17 protein-coding genes are annotated in these 19,801 nt (G+C 73.9%); 6 read left to right on the top strand and 11 right to left on the bottom strand.

Annotation, left to right across the window (positions count from 1 at the left end; translation table 11 throughout):
• Positions 1 to 61: 61 nt before the first annotated feature.
• The gene (locus ACIP4P_RS01170) at positions 62 to 1,312 is read right to left on the bottom strand and encodes a serine hydrolase domain-containing protein (RefSeq protein ID WP_400913437.1); all 1,251 of its coding nucleotides are present in this window, start codon (positions 1,310 to 1,312) and stop codon (positions 62 to 64) included.
• Positions 1,313 to 1,471: 159 nt separating this feature from the next.
• On the bottom strand, positions 1,472 to 1,960 hold the full coding sequence (locus tag ACIP4P_RS01165; RefSeq protein WP_400913435.1) for a carboxymuconolactone decarboxylase family protein: 489 nt from the start codon (positions 1,958 to 1,960) through the stop codon (positions 1,472 to 1,474).
• A 109-nt stretch (positions 1,961 to 2,069) separates the two neighbouring features.
• Between ACIP4P_RS01165 and ACIP4P_RS01160 the strand changes: the two genes are divergently transcribed.
• Positions 2,070 to 3,017 (top strand): pirin family protein, encoded by a 948-nt coding sequence (locus ACIP4P_RS01160; RefSeq protein ID WP_400913433.1) that lies wholly within the window; start codon positions 2,070 to 2,072, stop codon positions 3,015 to 3,017.
• 68 nt (positions 3,018 to 3,085) lie between these two features.
• Here ACIP4P_RS01160 and ACIP4P_RS01155 read toward each other — a convergent pair whose 3' ends face one another.
• On the bottom strand, positions 3,086 to 4,717 hold the full coding sequence (locus ACIP4P_RS01155; protein WP_400913431.1) for an FAD-dependent monooxygenase: 1,632 nt from the start codon (positions 4,715 to 4,717) through the stop codon (positions 3,086 to 3,088).
• A 211-nt stretch (positions 4,718 to 4,928) separates the two neighbouring features.
• Here ACIP4P_RS01155 and ACIP4P_RS01150 point away from each other — a divergent pair, with 211 nt between their 5' ends.
• On the top strand, positions 4,929 to 6,041 hold the full coding sequence (locus ACIP4P_RS01150) for a hypothetical protein (RefSeq protein WP_400913429.1): 1,113 nt from the start codon (positions 4,929 to 4,931) through the stop codon (positions 6,039 to 6,041).
• A 48-nt stretch (positions 6,042 to 6,089) separates the two neighbouring features.
• Here the strand turns inward: ACIP4P_RS01150 and ACIP4P_RS01145 are convergent, their stop codons facing one another.
• A complete protein-coding gene (locus ACIP4P_RS01145; RefSeq protein ID WP_400913427.1) occupies positions 6,090 to 7,055 on the bottom strand; it encodes a hypothetical protein in 966 nt (321 codons plus the stop codon).
• Positions 7,056 to 7,515: 460 nt separating this feature from the next.
• Between ACIP4P_RS01145 and ACIP4P_RS01140 the strand changes: the two genes are divergently transcribed.
• Together ACIP4P_RS01140 and ACIP4P_RS01135 are read left to right on the top strand one after the other, a co-directional pair.
• Positions 7,516 to 8,172 carry a papain-like cysteine protease family protein gene (locus tag ACIP4P_RS01140; RefSeq protein ID WP_400913424.1) on the top strand — a complete coding sequence of 219 codons (657 nt, stop codon included), beginning with the start codon at positions 7,516 to 7,518 and terminating at the stop codon, positions 8,170 to 8,172.
• 4 nt (positions 8,173 to 8,176) lie between these two features.
• Positions 8,177 to 9,058: a hypothetical protein gene (locus ACIP4P_RS01135; RefSeq protein ID WP_400913422.1), complete on the top strand. Its 882-nt coding sequence runs from the start codon at positions 8,177 to 8,179 to the stop codon at positions 9,056 to 9,058.
• Positions 9,059 to 9,260: 202 nt separating this feature from the next.
• On the opposite strand, the gene ACIP4P_RS01130 is transcribed toward ACIP4P_RS01135, so the two are convergent.
• Together ACIP4P_RS01130 and uppS are read right to left on the bottom strand one after the other, a co-directional pair.
• Entirely contained in the window at positions 9,261 to 10,823 is a 1,563-nt protein-coding gene (locus ACIP4P_RS01130) for an oxygenase MpaB family protein (protein WP_400913421.1), read from the bottom strand.
• Complete coding sequence (gene uppS, locus ACIP4P_RS01125; protein WP_400914408.1) at positions 10,820 to 11,509, bottom strand: polyprenyl diphosphate synthase; 690 nt, start codon at positions 11,507 to 11,509, stop codon at positions 10,820 to 10,822. The genes ACIP4P_RS01130 and uppS overlap by 4 nt, the downstream gene beginning before the upstream one ends.
• A 397-nt stretch (positions 11,510 to 11,906) precedes the next feature.
• Here uppS and ACIP4P_RS01120 point away from each other — a divergent pair, with 397 nt between their 5' ends.
• Together ACIP4P_RS01120 and ACIP4P_RS01115 are read left to right on the top strand one after the other, a co-directional pair.
• Complete coding sequence (locus ACIP4P_RS01120) at positions 11,907 to 13,400, top strand: aldehyde dehydrogenase (protein WP_400913420.1); 1,494 nt, start codon at positions 11,907 to 11,909, stop codon at positions 13,398 to 13,400.
• An 86-nt stretch (positions 13,401 to 13,486) separates the two neighbouring features.
• On the top strand, positions 13,487 to 14,194 hold the full coding sequence (locus ACIP4P_RS01115; RefSeq protein WP_400914406.1) for a gamma-glutamyl-gamma-aminobutyrate hydrolase family protein: 708 nt from the start codon (positions 13,487 to 13,489) through the stop codon (positions 14,192 to 14,194).
• Positions 14,195 to 14,214: 20 nt separating this feature from the next.
• On the opposite strand, the gene ACIP4P_RS01110 is transcribed toward ACIP4P_RS01115, so the two are convergent.
• From ACIP4P_RS01110 to ACIP4P_RS01090, 5 genes are all read right to left on the bottom strand, one after another.
• Positions 14,215 to 14,787: a MarR family transcriptional regulator gene (locus ACIP4P_RS01110; RefSeq protein WP_350515461.1), complete on the bottom strand. Its 573-nt coding sequence runs from the start codon at positions 14,785 to 14,787 to the stop codon at positions 14,215 to 14,217.
• Between the two features lie 127 nt (positions 14,788 to 14,914).
• A complete protein-coding gene (locus ACIP4P_RS01105) occupies positions 14,915 to 16,375 on the bottom strand; it encodes an APC family permease (protein WP_400913418.1) in 1,461 nt (486 codons plus the stop codon).
• A gap of 54 nt (positions 16,376 to 16,429) precedes the next feature.
• Positions 16,430 to 17,278, bottom strand: a complete 849-nt coding sequence (locus ACIP4P_RS01100) for a fumarylacetoacetate hydrolase family protein (RefSeq protein WP_350515459.1) — start codon at positions 17,276 to 17,278, stop codon at positions 16,430 to 16,432.
• Positions 17,271 to 18,233: a 3,4-dihydroxyphenylacetate 2,3-dioxygenase gene (locus ACIP4P_RS01095; RefSeq protein WP_400913415.1), complete on the bottom strand. Its 963-nt coding sequence runs from the start codon at positions 18,231 to 18,233 to the stop codon at positions 17,271 to 17,273. The genes ACIP4P_RS01100 and ACIP4P_RS01095 overlap by 8 nt, the downstream gene beginning before the upstream one ends.
• Entirely contained in the window at positions 18,226 to 19,716 is a 1,491-nt protein-coding gene (locus ACIP4P_RS01090) for an aldehyde dehydrogenase (protein ID WP_400913413.1), read from the bottom strand. Before ACIP4P_RS01090 ends, ACIP4P_RS01095 begins: the two co-directional genes overlap by 8 nt.
• Positions 19,717 to 19,801 lie beyond the last annotated feature (85 nt).

Here is a 19,801-nt window from a genome sequence, read left to right as displayed (position 1 = left end):
GGGCCGACCCCGGGCCCCCCTCGGCCGTCGCAGCCTTCGCAGCCGTCGCGGCCGTCGCCGCTCAGCCGAGCTTCGCCGGGGCCTCGCCCCCGCCCTGGTGGCCGCCGCAGAAGGCCTGCTCCAGGAAGCCGCCCTCGGCGACGAGTTGCGCGGTGGCCTCCGTCGCGCCGCCCCTCGTCGTCACGGACATCGCGACCTGCCGGTCGCCGGAGCTCCACAGCTGCGAGCTGTACCCGGTCACCGCGCCGTCGTGACCGTAGACCGCCCCGCAGGACAGCTGCAGCCGGGCCAGCCCGAGGCCGTACTCCAGGCCCGAGGGCCGGCCGTCGACCGGCACCGGGATGGTCGTCCGCATCGCCGCCATCAGCTGCGGCGACAGCAGTCGGCCGCCCAGCAGGGCCCGCTCGAAGCGGTTCAGGTCGGCCAGGGTGGATATCAGCTCGCCCGCCGAATTCGCCCAGGAGACGCTGGCCACCGTGACGTCCCGGTCGCGCTCCTCCGGCGCGGGGCCCTCGGGGAGGGTCACGTAGCCGTGGGCGTGCCGGCCGCGGATGTCGGTGGCCGTCCCGGGGAAGTAGGTACCGCTCAGCCCGAGCGGCCGGAGGATGCGCGCGGTGATCTCCTGGGCGTAGCCGTGCCCGGTCACCCGCTCGATGATCATGCCCAGCAGGGTGTAGTTGACGTTGGAGTAGCTGAACCTCGCCCCCGGCGGGAAGTTGGGCGCGTGCGCCACCGAGGCGGCCACCACCTGGGCCGGGGTGATGGTGCGGGTCAGACCGCCCTGGTCGATCCAGGTCCGGAGCGCGACCGGGTCGGTGACGTCCGGGAACAGCCCGCCCTTCTCGTTGGTCGGGTCCCACAGGCCGGAGCTGTGGTTGAGCAGCTGGTGGACGGTGATGTTCCCGCCGTTCGGGACCAGCCCCGGCAGGTAGCGCTCGATCGGGTCGTCCAGGCCGACCCGCCCCTCCCCCACCAGCTGGAGCACCGTGGTGGAGGTGAACACCTTGGTGATGCTCCCGGCGCGGAACCGCCCGTCCGTACGCACCGGGGCGCCGGTGGCGAGGTCGGCGACGCCGGTGCCCGCGCGCCAGACCCCGTCCTCGTCCCGGACCTCGGCGATCGCCGCGGCCGCCCCGGCGTCGGTCACCGCCTTCAGCGCGGCCGCCCGCGCACCGCCCGCACCGCCCGACCGCGTGTCACCCGACCGCGCACCGCCCGCACCCGGCTCTGCGGCGCCGGCCGAGGCGACCGGTGCGGCCAGCGCCAGGCAGACCGCCGCCACCACCATCACGGAAACCGTTCGACGTGCCATGCGACCCCCTCGTCCACGGCGGGCCCCCGCCCGCCTCCGAGACCACAGCCTGGTCGCCGACCTGATACTCCGTCATCCTCCACCGGGAGGAACCGGCCGTACTCCCACCACCGTAGCCGCTACGCCGAACGGCGGAGGCCGATCGTCGACGGGCGCCCGCTACAACCCCGGGGTCGGCCGGACCGGGTGCTTGCTCATGATCGACACCCGGTTGAAGGAGTTGATGGCGATCGCCACCCAGATCGCCGCCGAGATCTCCTCCTCGGTGAGCGCCTCCCGGGCGAGCGCGTAGGCGGCCTCCTGCACGACCGCGTCCGCCGGGTCGGTGGTCGCCTCCGCGAGCGCCAGCGCCGCCCGCTCCCGCGCGGTGAACAGCTCGGTGTCCCGCCAGGCCGGGAGGACGCCCAGCCGCTGGGTGGTCTCGCCCTCGCGCAGCGCGGCCCGGGTGTGCACGTTCAAGCAGTAGGCGCAGCCGTTGAGTTGGGAGACCCGCAGGTTGACCAGTTCGACCAGCCGCCGGTCCAGCCCGGCGTCCGCCGCGGCCGCCCGCGCCGCCTCCGCGGCGGCGAGCAGCGCCTTGTAGGCGGTGGGGTTCTGCTTGTCGATGAACACCCGCCGCTCGGCCGGAACCACTGTCACGTCACTCACCTGGACTCCTCGACTCCTGCTGTCGTTGTCGCTCGTCACTCTGCCATGACATAATAGTTGAATATAGAACTATCAAGCGATCGACTTCCACCCGGGAGGGACCAGAGCCGTGAGCACCACCGAGACCAGCCCCCAGGACCCGCAGGCCCCGACCGTCGAGGTACTGACCGCCCGGGACGTCCCGCTCGGCGGTCCGCGCGCGATGACCGTCCGCCGCACCCTGCCGCACGGCAACCGCCGGATGATCGGCGCCTGGTGCTTCGTGGACCACTACGGTCCGGACGACGTCGCCCGGACCGGCGGCATGGACGTCGCACCGCACCCCCACACCGGCCTGCAGACGGTCAGCTGGCTCTTCACCGGCGAGATCGAGCACCGGGACAGCCTCGGCGTGCACGCCTTCGTCCGCCCGGGCGAGCTCAACCTGATGACCTCCGGCCACGGCATCTGCCACTCCGAGGTCTCCACCCCGGCGACCACCGTGCTGCACGGCGTCCAGCTCTGGGTCGCCCTGCCGGACGAACACCGCGACACCGCACGGGACTTCCACCACCACGTCCCCGAGCCCCGCACCCTGGACGGCGGCCAGGCCCGGGTCTTCCTCGGCACCCTGGCCGGCCACACCTCCCCCGTCCCGACCTTCACCCCCCTGCTCGGCGCCGAGCTCCTCCTCGACCCGCACGCCACCCTCACCCTGACCGTCGACCCCGCCTTCGAGCACGGCGTCCTGGTCGACCACGGCGAGGCCCGCCTGGCCGGCACCGACCTCCACCCCGGCGACCTCGGCTACCTCGCCCCCGGCGCCACCACCCTCACCCTCACCAACTCCACCGGCTCCCCCACCCGCCTCGTCCTGCTCGGCGGCACGCCCTTCGAGGAGCAGATCGTCATGTGGTGGAACTTCATCGGGCGCACCCACGACGACATCCTCCGGGCCCGCGAGCAGTGGCAGGCCGCCGCCGACCGCTTCGGCGCCGTCCAGGGCTACCCGGGCGACCGCCTGCCCGCCCCGGAGCTTCCGGGGATCCCCCTCAAGGCACGCGGGCGCACCCGCTGACCTGAGGCGATGTCCACCCGCGCCCCGGCTCGGTCTCCTTCGCGGGCCGCGCGGCCGGCGGCCTTCGGTCAGTGCTGCGGGCCGGGGACCGGAGCAGTGGGTGCGCCCAGCCAGCGGGCCAGCGTGGCTCCGAGCGCGGTCGCCCCGGCCGCGTCGTCGCCCGGGCGATCGGCCGCCCACGCGGTGAAACCGTCCGGGCGCACGAGCAGGCCCGCCAGCTCCGGCCGGTCCGGACAGGCCGCGGTGAGGACGACCACCCGGTCGCCGTACCGTCGGGCCCGCTCCCGCAACCGCGGGTCGTCGGCGAGGTCGAGGAGCAGCGCCCGGCCGCTGTGCAGGTGGTCCGCGAGCCGGCTGCCGTCGGCCAGTTCGAGATCCGGCGCGCTGCGCCCGACCAGCGGATGGTCGCCGGGGAGGTCGTAGCGCTGCCACACGCCGGACAGCCGCTTGACGATGGAGGTGGTCCCGTCGACGGTGCCGGCCAGCTCCGCGACCACGCCGCGCAGCGCCCGCGTGTGCGGCGTGGGCCGCATCAGCGCCACCTGGGCCCTCGTCCAGTCGAGCACCCAGGCCCCGATGGGATGCCGCTCCGCCGTGTAGGAGTCCAGCAGCTCCTCGGGCGCCCGGCCGCCGACCACCGAGGCGAGCTTCCAACCGAGGTTCATCGCGTCCCCGATGCCCAGGTTCAGCCCCTGCCCGCCGAACGGCGAGTGCACGTGGGCGGCGTCGCCCGCCAGCAGCACCCGGCCCTTGCGGTAGGTGGACGCCTGGCGCGCGTTGTCGGTGAACCGGGTCGCGCTCCGCACCTCGGTGATCGTGACGTCCACCCCGGACACCCGGCGCAGGCTCTCCTGCAACTCCTCGGCGGTGACGGGCGATTCGCGGTCCGCCGACGGCCGGTCGAACTCGACGGTGAGGATGCGGCCGGGCACCGGGCCGTGCACGTAGGTGCCGGTGTCCGTCCAGTTCCAGCCCGGCGAGAGCGCCTCGGCACCCGTCATCCCGACCATCGCCTGATGGGCGGTGATCTGCGGGTCCGTGCCGGGGAAGGCGATCCCGGCGAGCTTGCGGACCGTGCTACGGCCGCCGTCGCAGCCCACCAGCCAGCCGGCCCGGATCGCCACGTCGGCCGGGCCGTCGGCCGGGCCGCGGGTGTGCACCGTCACCCCCTGGGCGTCCTCCTCGAAGCCGGTCAGCTCCACGCCCCGGCGTAGTTCGACGCCGAGCCGGGCCGCGTGCTCGCCGAGGATCCTCTCGACCTGCTGCTGCGACACCAGGGTGACAGTGGCGGCGGGTCCGAGATCCGCGAAGGCCGGATCGGCAGGGTCCACCTGGTCGGCGCTCAGCATGATGCCGGCGAAGTGCCCTGCGGGCTTCCGCATCGCGCCCGCAGGTGCGCCTGCGGGTTCGCCCTCAGGTGCGCCCGCAGGGCGGGGCTGCCGGGCGAACGCGTCGATTTCGTCCATGGTGCGCCGCTGTTCCTCGGCCAGCGCGGGCAGCAGTCCGCGCCGGTAGAAGGCCTCGACCGTCGGGGTGTTGAGGGATCCGGCCTTGATCGTGGGATCCACCGTGGTCAGGCGCTCGACGACGACCACGTGCGCCCCGCCCAGCGCCAGCTCGCAGGCCAGCATCAGCCCCACCGGGCCGCCCCCGGCCACCACCACGTCGTAGTCCGGGCCCACGTATGTGTTCGCGTCCATGGCACTGACTATAGTCACTAAAAGTTTTATGCCGCTACATTATTTTCATGATCGATGCTGGAACTGCCGCCGGAGCCGGGTCGGACGGGCCGGGCGGCTCGCGGCACGGTGTCGCGCGGTGTCCGGGAAGTGGTGGTTGGCGGGTCCGGCCGCGACCCGTAGCGTGAGCCCTCCACCGCGGGCAGCGCGGTGTTCGTAGGGGAGGAAAGACGTGAACTCGCTTGCCACAAAGGCTCGTTGGTTAGGTGCGCTGGTCACGGCGGGGCTGCTGCTGGTAGCCGGGGCGGGCACCGCCGGGGCGCGTACGACCGATGCGCGGACGGCCGACGGCGGCGGTCCGGCGCGGGGCGTCCCGCAGACCGCGCCGCTGAAGCTCCCGGCCCAGGGGGTCGCCGTCAGCCCGGACGGGCGCACCGCGTACGTCTCGGTCGGCAACACGTCGAGCGGGGCCCGGCTGGACGTGGTCGACACCCAGAGCGGCGCCGTCACGGCCGAGTTGCTGCTGAACGCCGGACACGAGGTCGCGGTCGGCCAGGTGGCGGTCAGCCCGGACGGCTCACGGGTCTACGTGCTGTACGGGCTCGGCCGCCACCTGCAACTGTCCATGCTGGCCGTCGTGGACACGGCCACCAACACGGTGATCGCCAGGGTGGCGGCCCCCGACCAGCCCCGGCCGGAGCGCACCGCCACCGGGCGGCTCAGCGGGCTGGCCGTCAGCGACGACGGAACCCGGGTCTTCGTCGCCCAGGAAGGCCCCAAACCGGGCAACCGTCCGATCCTGGAGGGCGCCCGCATCCTGCAGTTCTCGCCGCAGCAGCTGGCCTACACGGCCGCCGTGACGGTCCCGGGGAAGTACAGCTGGAGCGTCGCCGTGCGACCGGGCAGCGGTGACGCGTACCTGGCCACCGACGAGGGCCTGACGCACCTGGACACCAGCGGGGACGTCCCCGTCCTGGAGAAGACGATCGCCGGCGCGGGCGGCCAGTTCGCCGGCCTGGCCGCGTCCCCCGACGGCAGCCGCCTCTACCGGGTGGACGGCAGCGGCGCGGGCGCGGTCGTCGACCTCGCCACGGACACGGTCGCCTCGACCTTCACCGTCGACAAGGGCCAGTCGATGCGCGCGCTGCCGCTGAACGCGGACGGCAGCCGGCTCTACACGCTCGTGGGGGGCTCCACGGTCCTGTCGATCGACACCTCGACCACCGCCGCCGTGCCCGGTGAGAACGTGACCGGGATCGAGGGCGGAAGGGACCTGGCGCTCGGCCCCGACGGCCACACCTTCTACGTCGCCGCCGGCTACAACCTGCGGATCATCGGGTTCTGAGCAGGCAGCCCTGTCCGGCCGATCCGGCCGGACAGGGCTAGGGCCGCCCTAGACCCACGACCAGCGCATGCCCGCGACCCCCGGGCCGATCCCGGTGGCCACCACGTGGGCGAGATGGTGGCTGTCCAGGGTGAGGTCCACCGTGCTGTCGTCCGGCCCCTCCGAGTCACGGGCGGTGAACCACTGGCAGTGCACCGGGAGTTCGAGCGGATCGAAGCGGACGCGCAGCACGTACTGGTCGGCGGGAAGCCGGAAGGCGGTGATGTGCCGGTGGCACGGCACCTCGCTGTGCGGCCGGATCTCGAACGAGAACACCTGGGTCTCGCAGCGGTGCAGCGACCGGTCGAAGAGCAGTTCGGCGAGCACCACCCGGGCCAGCCGGTCCCGGCGCACCCGGCCCAGCCGACAGCTGTCGCCGGCGAGCACCTCGACGGCGCTCTCGTCCATCCCCTCGTCGCAGTCGTAGATCAGCAGGGCCCGGTCGACTCCGTCCTGCCGGGCCCGTACCGCCACCATCGAGCTGACCAGCGCCAGTTCGCGACGCGGACCGATCGTCGCGGTGGTGTGCTCGGTCACCACCTGGAGCTTTCCGGCGGCCGGACTGTTCAACTCCGCCAGCAGGCCGGTCAGATCGCCGGGCGTGCGCATCATCTCGGGGTACGGGTACGGGTGTTGTCCGCCCGGTGCCCGAACGGCCGCTCCGCGTGGGCGGGGTGGCCCGAGCAGGACGGTGAGCGAGTGCGCGGGCAGTCCGAGGATCGACTCCAGCGCGGTCACCACCTCCAGGGACTCGGGGCGTTCGGGCCGGCGCAGTCCGCGCTGCCAGTAGCTGAGGGTGGTCACGGCGATCCGTAGCCCGTTCGTCGCCAGGTGGCTGCGCAGCCGCTCCAGCGGCAGGCCGCGGGCCTCGATCGCGGTGCGCAGGGCGACCTCGAAGGGCCCGGTCCGCAGGGCGGCCAGGACCGCGCCGTTGTCGGCGGGGATGCCGACTGCCGACTTCTGACGACTGGCCATCGGAACTCCCTGGGGCTGCGGGAACACCGGCCGTGCGGCGGCGCGGAACGGGACGGGGCGGAACAGGACGGCGCGGGAACGGGACCGAGCGGAACGGGACCGAGCAGAACAGCACGGAGCGGGACGGGACGGAGCGCAGGAGGGCGGAGCGGAACAGGGTGTGGCGGGCTGTGAAATTACCCGCTTACCCCGGCCGCGTCCAGATCCTCGGGCGACGATCAGCACGGCGGTCTGCGGTGTTCCCCATCGTCAACCCGCCCGGCCCTCACAGCTGTTCACAGTTCGGCCGACCGACCGCCGACGGCTCTGGGACGGGCCCGGGCACGCCGCCTAGGCTTCGGGACAGTCCTGGTCCAGGCGCCGCGACGGCCGCGCGGCACTTCCCCCACGCGCGCACCGGAGGGTTCCGGGTGCACCCGGAACCCTCCCGCGCTCTCTCCCTCCTCGAAGGAGATCCCCCATGAACGGACCCGCCCGTGGGTCGTTCCTCCGTGCCGGGTTGGCGGTCCTGTGCACCTTGGCCGCCGTCGTGACCTCCGGCGCCGGCGCAGCCGCGGCCGACCCCACCGGCCACGCCTCCCGCACCACCGCGACCAGCCAGACCGCCAAGACCACCGCGGCCGCCCCGTACGACGCCGGAGCCAGCAAACTCAACATCGACATGGAGGCCCAGGAGCAGGACCAGTGGTGCTGGGCCGCCTCCGGCAACACCATCGCGACCTTCCTCGGCCACGGCACCAGCCAGAACTCGTTCTGCGACCTCGCCTACGGCCAGAGCACCGACTACCAGTGCCCCAACCAGCCGGGCCAGCTGTCCTGGGTGCAGACCGCCCTCTCCTCGCTCGGTGTCTCCCCGGGCCAGGAGACCGGCGCGCTGCCCTTCGACACCATCGTCAGCGAGGTCAACGCGGGCAGGCCGATCGAGACCGGCATCTCCTGGGTCGCCGGGGGCGGGCACGCCCAGGTGATCTACGGCTACGACCAGAGCAGCCAGTCGATCTACTGGGGCGACCCGTGGCCCTCCAGCAACCGCTACAACCTGGGCTCCTACTCCTACTACGCCGGTGACAACGGCCAGTTCAACTGGAACGACTCCCTCTACCAGATCGGAGCGTGACGTCATGACGATCCCCCGCGTCTCCCGCGCGCTCGCCGTCCTCGCCCTGGCCGGCGGCGGCCTGCTCGCCGCCGCCCCGCTCGCCGCCGCGGACGGCTCGCCCGTCGCACCGGTGCTCGGCGTCCCGTCGGCGGCCGACCTCGCGGCCGCCGGACAGGCGGCGAAGGCCGCGCCCGTCGTGCAGACCCTCGGCGGGTTCTTCGCCCACGACGGCAACGCGCCGGCCGCCGCCGCGAGGCCGCTGACGGCCGCCGCACCCCAGGTGGTCGGCGCCACGGTGCCGGTGTACTACCTCAACCCGGACTTCGTGGCGGCGTCCTCGTCGTCGGCCGCGGCCCCGGTCGCCAAGCTGGCGTTCGCAGCGACGGAGGCGCGCTCGGCCGACGGCCGCAAGGCCTCGGTCTGGACCGCCCCCGATCCGCACGGCTCCCGGGCCTGGGTCGAGATCAACATCGCGTCCGGCAGCGACGAGACCGACCAGGCCGCCGCCGCTGCCGCGCTCGGCCCGCAGGCCGTGGCCTTCGAGGAGCCGCAGATCCGCGCCTGGTACGCGCTGGTCGACGGCCGGGTCAGGCCGCTGAACCCGGACGCCGTCCGTTCGGTCGGCGCCGACGGCATCACGCTCGACCAGTACCGGCAACTCGTCCACGACCGCTACGCCGACAAGCTGCCCGGCACCGACTACGCGAACGCCCACCTGCTCGGCGGCCTCGACCGGGGCTCGGCGGCCCCCGTCAGGACGCTCGCCGCCGACAGCGCCCCGGCGCGCGGTTCCGGGAGCCCCGGTGCCGCGGGCGTCCTGGCCGCGCTGGGCGCGGTGGGCGGAGCCCTCGGCCTCGGCGGCCTCCTCCGGCGCCGCCGGGCCGCCACCCGCACCACCGGCTGAGCCCCCGCTCCCCGGCGCGCACCGTACCGGGCGGCACGGTGCGCGCCGGTCCGCTCCGACCTCGACCCGGAACGCCGCTGTCGACACTCGCCCGCGCCGCACCTCAAGAGCTGAGCCGCCGGGGCCCGGGCCCCGGCGGCTCAGCCAGTGGCGGGACAGCCGGAGGCGGGACAGGGCGGCTCAGCCGGTCCGCTCCCGCGGGCTACTCCTGGGCGAACAGCGGGTCGTAGGCACTGGAGCGCCGACGGCCCGCCATGAAGGACAGGAAGTCCTTGATGAACGCCGCCCGCGAGTACGTCCCGTCCGAGTCGAGCAGTTCACGCCGGAAGCCCGTACGGAACAGGGCGCGGTACTCGTCCGCGTCGATGACCTGGTTGCCGTCGGCGTCGGTCGCGTCGAACAGCACCTCGGCGAGCCGGATCAGGGCCGGACCGGCGAGGGAGGGCACCGCCTGCGCGTACTCCTGTCGGCTGATGCGGCCGTCACCGTTCGCGTCGAGCGTCGACTGGAGCTCCCGCCACCATGCGGCGAACGCGTCGTAGAGCCTGGTCTCCTTCGGCTCGTCCAGATCGAGCCGGCCCGACAACTCCCGGGCCATGGCGGCGAGATCGGGCCAGTCCACGTAGCCGTCCCCGGTCTGGTCCAGCACCTCGTCGAAGAACTCCTCGGCGCTGCGCTGCACCGCACCGTCCCGCGCCCCGGCGCCGGTGGACCCGCCCGAGCCGGTGGACGCACCCGAGCCGGAAGACCCGCCGGCGCCGGGCCGGTCGGGCTCGTCCGGCAGCGGGGTCACCAGCCGCAGCAGCGCGCCGAAGCGCTTGATCCCCTCGCCCACGGACGCCAGCGCCCGGACCCGGGGATCGTCGCTGTCGGGGGACTGCGAGAGCAGGCCGATGAGACTCTCCGCAGTGATCCAGCCCTCCGGCAGGAGGCGTGCCGTGCCGAGGGCGAGGTAGGCGCTCTGGGTCAGCACCTGGGCGCCGGGGAGCTCGGTCAGTCCGGCCCGCCGGCGGAACGCCTCCGGAAGGGACGCGACCGTGATCGCCCCGATGGCCGGCCCGGCCACGGCGCGCCCGGCCGCCCACAGCGTGGGTACCCCGCTCAGCAGCGGCGGCGCCGGGAGGTGGTCGAAGAGGTGGTAGAGGATCGTGCGCAGCGCCTCGGTGTTCTCCAACTCCTCCTCGACGACCCGGTCGTAGTAGGGCCAGAAGTCCTTCAGCGACCCGGGGAGGGCGTCGTTGGAGGGGTCCAGCAGCGCCAGGAAGGCCTGGTACTGCGCGTACAGCTCCTCCATCGCGGCCTGGTCGAGCGGTCGCCCGCTCCAGCGGAACATGGTGACGGTGCTCTCGAACATGGTGGCCACCACCCACGCGCGCGCCGCCGGGTCCATCGCGTCGTACGGCCGGTCCGTGGCGTCGGTGCCGGTCAGCCGGACGTGCAGCCGGTTGAGCCGGGCCACCTCCCGCTCGCGCGCGGACCCGTCCGGTCCGGCCAGGATCCGGAAGCTGCGCAGCGTGTTGTTCAGCCGCCGCCAGGGATGCGTCACGAACGTGGAGCTGTCCGCCAGCGCCGCGCCGATCTGCGGGTGGGCCGCCTCCATGACGGTCGCCCGGATCATGGCCACGGCCCAGCAGGGGTCGTCGAAGAGCGTGTGGAACCGCGTCTGCGGGCCGAAGATCTGCGCCGTCCGCGCGGTGCCGCCGCTCCCGGGCTCCGTGGTGGCGGCGGCCTCCGGCCCCTCGCCGTCCGTGGTCGTCTGGGTCACAGTCCCTCGTCTCCGTTCGGTTCCGCCGACACGCCGCCGAACCGGCGCTGACGGCGCTGATAGGTGTCCAGGCACTCCAGGAAGTGCGATGCGCGGAAGTCGGGCCACAGCACCGGTGGGAACACCCACTCGGCGTAGGCGACCTGCCACAGCATGAAATTCGAGATCCGCTGCTCCCCCGAGGTCCGGATGACCAGGTCCACGTCCGGGGTGTCGGGGAACGGCAGATGGGCCGCGAAGGCGTCCTCGTCCACCGCGTCGGGCGCCGCACCGCTGCGGATGAGCGACCGCGCGGCCTCGACGATGTCCCGGCGCCCGCCGTGATCGAACGCGACGGTCAGCGTCATGCCCTGGTTGCGGCTGGTGAGCAGGGTCAGGTCCGCGAAGTCACGGGCCAGCCCGGCCGGGATCCGCGGATCGGTGTTCCCGAGGAAGCGGCAGCGGATGCCCCGCGCGTGCAGCAGCGGCGCGTGCTTGCGCACGACCCGGCGCACCAGGCGCAGCAGGTAGTCGACTTCGGCCCCGGGCCGGCTCCAGTTCTCGGTGGAGAACGCGTACAGGCTCAGCCACCGCACGCCCGCCGCCCTCGCCGCCTCGATGACGTCGATCACCGTGGCCTCGGCCGCGCTGTGACCGGAGGTACGCGGCAGATCCCGCTGCGCCGCCCAGCGGCCGTTCCCGTCCATCACACAGGCGACATGACCCGGCACCACCGCCGTCCGCTGCCGCCCGCCCGGCCGGGGCGGCGGCACGGCCACGGACGGCACGGCAACGGGGGGTACGACACTTTCCGGGATCCGTTCCACCGCCACCGCCACCGCGCTCCCCTGCTCGCCCTCGGTCCGCGCAACGCCCGGCCGATCCAGCATCATGGCCGAGTCCGGTCGGGCACGTCCGGAATCCCCGGCGGACTCACCCGTTCGGGTAACGCCGGCGCAGCAGCGCCGCCGCCGAGCGGCCGGTCATCGGCCCGACAACGGCCGGTCGCAGCAGCGGAGTTGCCCCCACCCTCTTGTCGGGGGCGGGATCAGGCCCATATTGTTTGGAGTCAAATGACCATGCCGAACACCCGGAGGCCCCCCGATGCCGCAGGTCGTCACCCACCAGGACTGGCTGGACCGCGCCGACGGACTGCGCCCGGCCACCACCCACCACATCGACGGCCTGGACGAACCGGGCTCCGGCGGCGACTACGCCGTGGTCTCGCCCCGGGACGGACGGACCCTCGCCCGGGTCTCCGACGCCACGCCCGCCGAGGTCGACCTCGCCGTGGCCGCCGCCCGCCGGGCCTTCGACTCCGGCCCCTGGCCGAGGCTCGCACCGGCCGAACGCGGTCGGTTCCTGCTGCGCCTCGCCGACCTGCTGGAGGAGCACCGCGGCGACCTCGCGCTCACCGTGAGCCTGGAGGTGGGAAAGCCGATCACCGACGCCCACGACATCGAACTGCGCGCCGCCATCGCCACCTTCCGGTGGTACGGCCAACTCGCCGACAAGCTCACCGACGAGTCCCCGCACGTCTCCCCCGACGCGCTCGCCCTGGTCACCCGGGAGCCCGCCGGGGTGGTCGGCGCCGTCGTCCCGTGGAACTTCCCGCTCACACTGGCGTCCTGGAAGATCGCCCCGGCGCTCGCGGCCGGCTGCACCGTGGTGCTGAAGCCCTCGGAGTCCGCACCGCTGTCGGCGCTGGCGCTGGCCCGGCTGGCCACCGAGGCCGGGCTGCCGCCCGGCGTCCTCAACGTCGTCTCCGGCGACGGCCCCACCGCCGCCCGCGCCCTCGGACTGCACCCCGGGGTGGACGTGCTCGCGTTCACCGGCTCCACCGCCGTGGGGCGGCACTTCCTGCGCTACGCCGCCGACTCCAACCTGAAGCGGGTCTGGCTGGAACTCGGTGGCAAGTCCCCGAACATCATCCTCCCGGACGCCCCCGACCTGGACGCCGCGGCGGCCACCGCGGCCTGGGGGATCTTCTTCAACCAGGGCGAGATGTGCACCGCCCCCTCCCGTCTGCTGGTCCACCGCTCGATCGCCGAACGGGTCACCGAGGCCGTGCTGGCCCGGGCCCGCGCCCTGCGGGTCGGCGACCCGCTGGACCCCGCGACCGACATGGGCGCCCTGGTCGGCGAGGCGCACCTGGAACGGGTGCTGGAGCACATCGCCGCCGGGCGCGCCGACGGCGCCAGGCTGCGCACCGGCGGCTCCCGGACCCGCACCGGGAGCGGCGGGAGCTTCCTCGAACCGACCGTGTTCGACCGGGTCGCCCCGGACTCCCGGCTCGCCCGCGAGGAGATCTTCGGCCCGGTGCTCTCCGTGCTCACCTTCGACGACCTGGAGGAGGCCGTGACGCTCGCCAACGACACCGAGTACGGCCTGGCCGCCGGGCTGTGGACCTCCGACCTGACGACCGCGCACCGCGTGTCCCGGGCACTGCGGGCCGGCACGGTCTGGGTCAACTGCTACGAGGAGGGCGACCTCACGGTGCCGTTCGGCGGCGTGAAGCAGTCCGGCAACGGCCGCGACAAGTCGGCCCACGCGCTGGAGAAGTACACCGAGCTCAAGACCACCTGGATCCGACTGTGAGCGTCCGCCCCACCGAACACCGGCCCACCGAACGCCACCCCGGCGGGCACCGGCCGACCGCGCACCGCCCCGGCGCGCACCGGCCGTTGATCGCGATCCCGGCCCGCTTCAGCGCCTCCGCCTCCGCACTGCGCCACGCGGCGGAGGTCAACGCCCGCGCCCTGGTCGAGGCGGTGTGGCGGGCGGGCGGCGAACCCGCCACCATCCATCCGCACGCCCCCGCCGGCACCGCCGACCCGGCCGAGGTCACCGACCGGCTGGCCCGCTTCGACGGACTGCTGCTCCCCGGCGGCGGCGACCTCGCACCGCACCGCTACGGAGCCGCCGAGACCCACCGGAGCGTCTACGACGTCGACGACCGACAGGACGGCTTCGACCTGGAGTTGAGCCGCGCCGCGCTGTCCGCCGGGCTCCCGCTGCTGGCGGTCTGCCGGGGCCTCCAGGTGGTGAACGTGGCGCTCGGCGGCACCCTGCGCCAGGACATGGGCGGGCCGGACCGGGAGCACCGGCACCTCGTGCACCCCGTCTCGGTGCGGCCGGGCTCCGCGGTCGCCGAGGCACTGCGGGCAGAGCGCGTCGAGGCCTCCTGCTACCACCACCAGCGGGTCGACCGGCCCGGGACCGGGGTCGAGGTCACCGCCCGGGCCGCCGACGGCACCCCCGAGGCCCTCGAACTGCCCGGCGCCACCGGGTGGTTCGCCGCCGTGCAGTGGCACCCGGAGGACACCGCCGCCCAGGACCCGGCCAACCAGGGCCTGTTCGACGCACTCGTCCGCGCCGCCCGGCGGCGTTGACCCCACGAGGACGACGCCCCCTACGGCTTCGCCCTCCGGCCGCTGCGCCGCTGCGCCGGCTCGGCCCCGTTCAGCAGGCTCAGCCGGCGCTCCTCGCCGTGCGTCTCGACCTGCACCACGATCCGGCGCAGGGCGTCGGCCGTGCTCCGGCACTCCTCGGTGCTGAGCGGGGCGGCCACGAACGCCTCCTCCGCGTTGAACTCCGGGAACAGGCGCCGCATCAGGGACTCGCCCTCCTCCGTGAGGCTCAGCAGCACCAGCCTGCCGTCGGTGGGGTGGTCGGCGCGCCTGACCAGGCCCCGCGACTGGAGGGTGCGGGAGACGCCCGTCAGGGTGCCCTTGGAGATCCCGGCCTCCTCGGCGACGTGGCGGGTCTCCGCCTCCCCCCAGATCCAGATCACCCAGAGCACCACGAAGGCCGTCCAGGTGAGGTCGGAGCCGCGCAGCACCGAGTTCTCGAAGTACTGCCGCACCGCCGACGCCGCGCGGTGGATGTTGGCCACCATCGCCATCTGCTCGTGCTGGATGGGGACGCCGCCGAGTTTGGCCTGGACGAGTTTCTCGGCCTCCGTGATGGAACGCTGGCCCGGCACGGTCCCCTCCTCTCGCAACGCGACGGGTCGTCGGCTGCGGTGTGCGGCGAATCGATCCTTCCGCGCCAATATAGCGGGGCCGAACCCCCCGTCCGGAGGCTCGGCCCCTGGGCCGTCCGGTGCCCGGTCAGTCGCCGGCGGCCGCGCGGGCCGCCGGCAGCCGGGAGAGGCCCGCGCACACCAGGAACACCACCGGGACGGAGGCCGCCAGCACCGTCGCGGCGGCCGTGTCCCCACCGATCAGCGTGGTGAAGTTCGAGACGATCAGCCAGATCGCCGCCGTGACGCCGAGCGCGCCGAGGCCGGGGGCGACCACGGTGTGCCAGAGCCGGTCGTCCAGCCGCTCCCTGCGGAAGAACACGATCACCGACACGGAGGTGAGGAAGTACATCAGCATGATCGCCAGCACCGCGACGCCGCTGCCCCAGGAGAAGAGCGTCAGCACGGGGTCCTTGCCGGTCAGCGCGAAGGGCAGCACGAACACCGCGGCGACGGCCGTCTGGACGGCTCCGGCGACCGCCGGGGAGCGCCGCCGGTTCAGCCGGCTGAGGCGGCCGGGCAGCAGCCGTCGGCGGCCGAGCGAGAAGAGGTACCGGTTGGCCGAGTTGTGGAAGGCCAGGATGCCGGCGAAGAGCGAGGTGGCGAGCAGGAAGGGGAGCACGTCACCGGTCCAGCCGCCGAGCCGCTCGGCGATCGGGGTGAACACGAAGACCGCGGCGTCCCCGCCCGCCAGCGCGGCGCCCGCCGCCGCGACGGCCTTCGACGGGCCGTACGCGGAGACCAGCATCCAGGTGGTGAAGGCGAAGAACAGCGTGATCACGCCGCCGGCCAGGTAGGTGGCCCGCGGGACGGTCTTGTGGGGCTCGCGGGCCTCCTCCCCGTAGATGGCGGTGGCCTCGAACCCGAGCATCGACGCCAGGGCGAACATCAGGGCCACGCCCGGGGCGCCGCCGAGGGCCGCGGACGGCGCGAAGGTCCGGGTCGCGGCCAGCCCCTCCGGTCCGCCGCCCCGCAGCAGGACGAGGACGCCGAACGCGAGCAGGATTCCGACCTCCGCGAGGACGAACACCGCGAGCACCTTGGCGCCCATCTCGATGCCCGCCGCGCCGAGCAGTTGCACGACCGCCATGGTGACCAGGACGCAGGCCCACCAGGGCACGTCCCAGCCCAGGTGCCGGGCGAACAGGCCGCTCACCATGGATCCGTAGAGCCCGTACATGGCCGCCTGGACGGCGTTGTAGGCGAACAGCGCGACGCCCGCGCCGCCCGTCCCCGCCGTGTCCCCCAGGCCCCGGCCGATGTAGCCGGCGAAGGCGCCGGCGTCCACCACGTGCCGGCTCATCGCCACGTAGCCGACGGAGAACAGCAGGACGAGTGCTCCGGCGGCCAGGTAGGCGGCCGGGGTGCCCGGGCCGCTGCCCAGGGCTATCGCGATGGGGACGGCGCCGGCGATGCCGGTGAGCGGCGCCTGTGCCGAGAGGACGAAGAAGACGATGCCCAGGACGCCGAGCGCGTCGGGCTTGAGGGTGCCACTCGATCTGCGGGCCTCGCCCGCGGCCCCCTCGGGGCCGGTCGTTCGCGTGTCCACGCCGTTCACCTGTCGTTCGCAGTGGGGGGAGGGAGGGGATGGGCGGGCGCCGGTTCAGGGGCGCTCGGGCGCCCGGATGCCGCGGAACTCCCAGTCCCCGCCGAGCGCGGTGGACCGGACCTCCTCGGACTCGGTGGGCTGGGCGCCGCAGTCGGCGCGGACCGGGACCGGGCCGGTGACGATGTGGTTGCTGAGCCGTCCCAGCCCCTCGACCTCCACCTCGACCACGTCACCGGGCCGCACCGGGCGGGAGTTGGCGGGGGTGCCGGAGAGCAGCACGTCACCGGGGTGGAGCGTGATGGTGCGGGCGATGTCGGCGACGAGGTAGTGCATGTCCCACTCCATCTCGTCGGTGGAGCCGTCCTGCACGAGCTCGCCGTTCACATAGGTGCGCAGGTACTTGCCGTGGAAGTCCCAGTCGGTGACCAGGCCGGGGCCGAGCGGGCAGAGCGTGTCGGAGCCCTTGACGCGCAGCATCGAGCCGGCGTCGGTGTCGCGGAAGTCGTGCAGGCCGTAGTCGTTGGCCACGGTGTAGCCCGCGATGTGGTCGCCCGCCTCCGCCGGGGAGACGTTGCGGCAGGTCCGCCCGATGACGACGGCCACCTCGCCCTCGTAGTTGAGGTACTTGCAGCCCTCGGGGCGGACCACCGCGCCCCGGTGCGAGTTGAGCGCCGAAGTCGGCTTGTGGAAGTACGTGGGGGTGGGGGTCAGCCGGATCCCGAACTCCTCGACCCGGCTGCGGTGGTTGAGGTGCACCGCGACCACCTTGGTGGGGACGACCGGGGGGAGGTGGTGGGCCTCCTCGGCCCTGACCCGGCGGCCGTCGGCGGCGACCAGGTCGGCGTCCTCGCGGACGACCTGGACGACGGCGCCGTCCAGGAGGATGCGGCGGTACTCAGGCATCTGCGGACTCCGTCTCGGGGTGGGCGGTGGGGGTGGTGCGGGCGGTGGGACCGCCCGTGGACGCGGCGGCGGTACCGGTCCAACCGGCCTCGGGGCGGTCGAACCAGAGCAGGACCTGCCCGGTGCCGATGGCGTTCTCGTACTCGCCGTACTGGCGGGCGGGTGCGGTGCAGCGCTCCTCGCCCAGCGCGCCGATCATCATCAGGTAGTGCGAGAACCGGGCCTCGGGCCGGTACCGCCGGAACTCCGGCATGGTCTCCAGCACCCGGTCGTGCCGGCCCTGTCGGAACCAGGCGATCCGTTCCAGGTCGGCCGCCCGGGCCTGCGGGGTGAAGACGTGCGCGGGGTCGCTGGACTCGTGGTCGCGCAGTTCCCGCAGCGGCCAGAAGGTGTGCGACAGCGCGCCGGAGGCGATCAGCAGCACCTTGCGGTCGGTGGCGGCGATGCCCTCGGCCAGCGCCCGGCCCAGGCGCAGGTGGTCCTCCAGGTCGCCGGTCTGGCAGACCCCGATGGTCACCCAGCGCTTGTCGGGCAGGCCCTCGCCGAGGTACTTCCACAGGTTGACGGTGGCGTAGTAGACCGGTAGGTAGACGTCGTCGATCGCGGTGATCCAGGTGCCGTTGCGTTCCGCGAACGAGGCGATGTTCCGGGCGAGTTCGGGATCGCCGGGGTAGTCGTAGGGCATCCGGCACATCCCGCGCGGCAGTTCCTCCGAGGTGAACAGCCCGGCCCGGCGGTCCTGCGCGGCGACCACGAACTCCACCGTGGTCGCCCAGTGCGAGTCCAGCACCACGACGGTGTCGTAGTCGAGGGTCTCGAAGACCTCCTCGCGGAGCTGCCGCAGCCCGGTGACGAGGGTGACCTCCCGGCCGCCGTTGAGCGCCCGGCGGGTCTCCTCCGGCAGCACGATGGTGGGGACGTGCGCCAGCAGTCCGGCGCCGACGACCTCACCCACGGCCGGGCCCGCCCTTCGGGGCGGTGACGGTGTTCTTGAGGTCGCAGTAGAAGTCGAAGCTCCAACTGCCGCCCTCCCGGCCGATGCCGGAGTGGCGGGAACCGCCGAACGGCGCCCGGAGGTCGCGGACGAAGAAGCAGTTCACCCAGACCGTGCCGGCCACCAGCCGGGCGGTCACCCGGTCGGCGCGCTCCGGGTCCCCCGTGGCCAGGACGGCGGCGAGGCCGAACCGGGTGCCGTTCGCCAGCTCCACCGCCTCGTCCTCGGTGTCGAAGGTCTGCAGGGTGAGCACCGGCCCGAAGACCTCCTCCTGGACGATCTCGCTGTCCTGCGCCACGTCGGTCAGCAGGGTCGGGCGGTAGTGGAGGCCGCCGAGGTCCTCGTCGGGTCCGCCGCCGACCACGGCCCGGGCGCCGGCGTCGAGGGCGCGGCGGACGAAGCCGTCGATCCGGTCGAGTTGGCGTCGGTGGACGGTGGGGCCGAGGTCGGTGGCCTCGTCGCGCGGGTCGCCCGGGGTGAGGGCGGCGGCCCGGACGGCGAACCGGCGGAGGAACTCCTCGGCGATCGAGGACTCCACCAGCAGCCGGGTGCCGGCCAGGCAGACCTGCCCGGCGTTGTCGTACTGCTCGACGGCCAGGTCGACGGCCAGGTCGAGGTCGGCGTCGGCGAAGACCAGCAGCGGGGACTTGCCGCCCAGTTCCAGGCTGACCGGGGTGAGGTTGGCGGCGGCCGCCCCGGCGATGCGCCGGGCGGTGGGGACCGAGCCGGTGAAGCTGATCCGGCGGACGTCGGGGTGGGAGACCAGGGCGGCGCCGGCTTCGTCGCCGAGGCCCTGGACCACGTTGAGGACACCGTCCGGCAGGCCCGCCTCGGCCGCGATGTCCGCCAGCAGCGAGGCGGTCAGCGGTGACCACTCGGCCGGCTTGAGGACCACCGTGTTGCCGGCCGCCAGGGCCGGGGCGACCTTCCAACTGGCCAGCATCAGCGGGGCGTTCCACGGGGTGATCAGCACACAGGGGCCGGCCGGGTCCCAGCTGACGTGGTTGCTGTGGCCGCGCGTCTCGAAGTCCTCGTGGTCGAGCGTCAGCAGCCGGTCGGCGAAGAAGCGGAAGTTGTGCGCGACCCGGGGCATCACCCCGCGGCGGTGCGAGCGCAGCAGGGCGCCGTTGTCGGCGGTCTCGACCTGGGCGAGTTCCTCCAGGCGCTGCTGCACGCCGTCGGCGACGGCGTGCAGCAGCCGGGCGCGCTCGGCGCGCGGGGTGGCGGCCCAGCCGGGGAAGGCGGCCGCGGCGGCGGCCACCGCGGCTCCGGCCTCGGCGGCGCCGCCGCGCGACACCTCGGCGAGGGCGCGGCCGTCGATCGGCGAACGGTCGGTGAAGGTCCCGGCGGAGGCGACCCGGCGGCCGCCGATCCAGTGCCGGGTGTCCACGGGGACTCCGGCGACGACGGCGGTCACCGCTGCGGTGCGGGGTTGTTCGGGCATGTCCGGTACTCCAGAGGGGTGGCGGGGGTTCGGTGGTGGCGGGGGTTCGGTGCTGGCGGTCGGGACGCGGCGGGCGGGGGGCGGC

It is taken from the genome of Kitasatospora sp. NPDC089509 (assembly GCF_044749365.1).
Taxonomy (GTDB): Bacteria; Actinomycetota; Actinomycetes; order Streptomycetales; family Streptomycetaceae; genus Kitasatospora.
The sequence above is the reverse complement of the archived record's forward strand: the minus strand, read 5'-3'. Positions and strand labels throughout refer to the sequence as shown.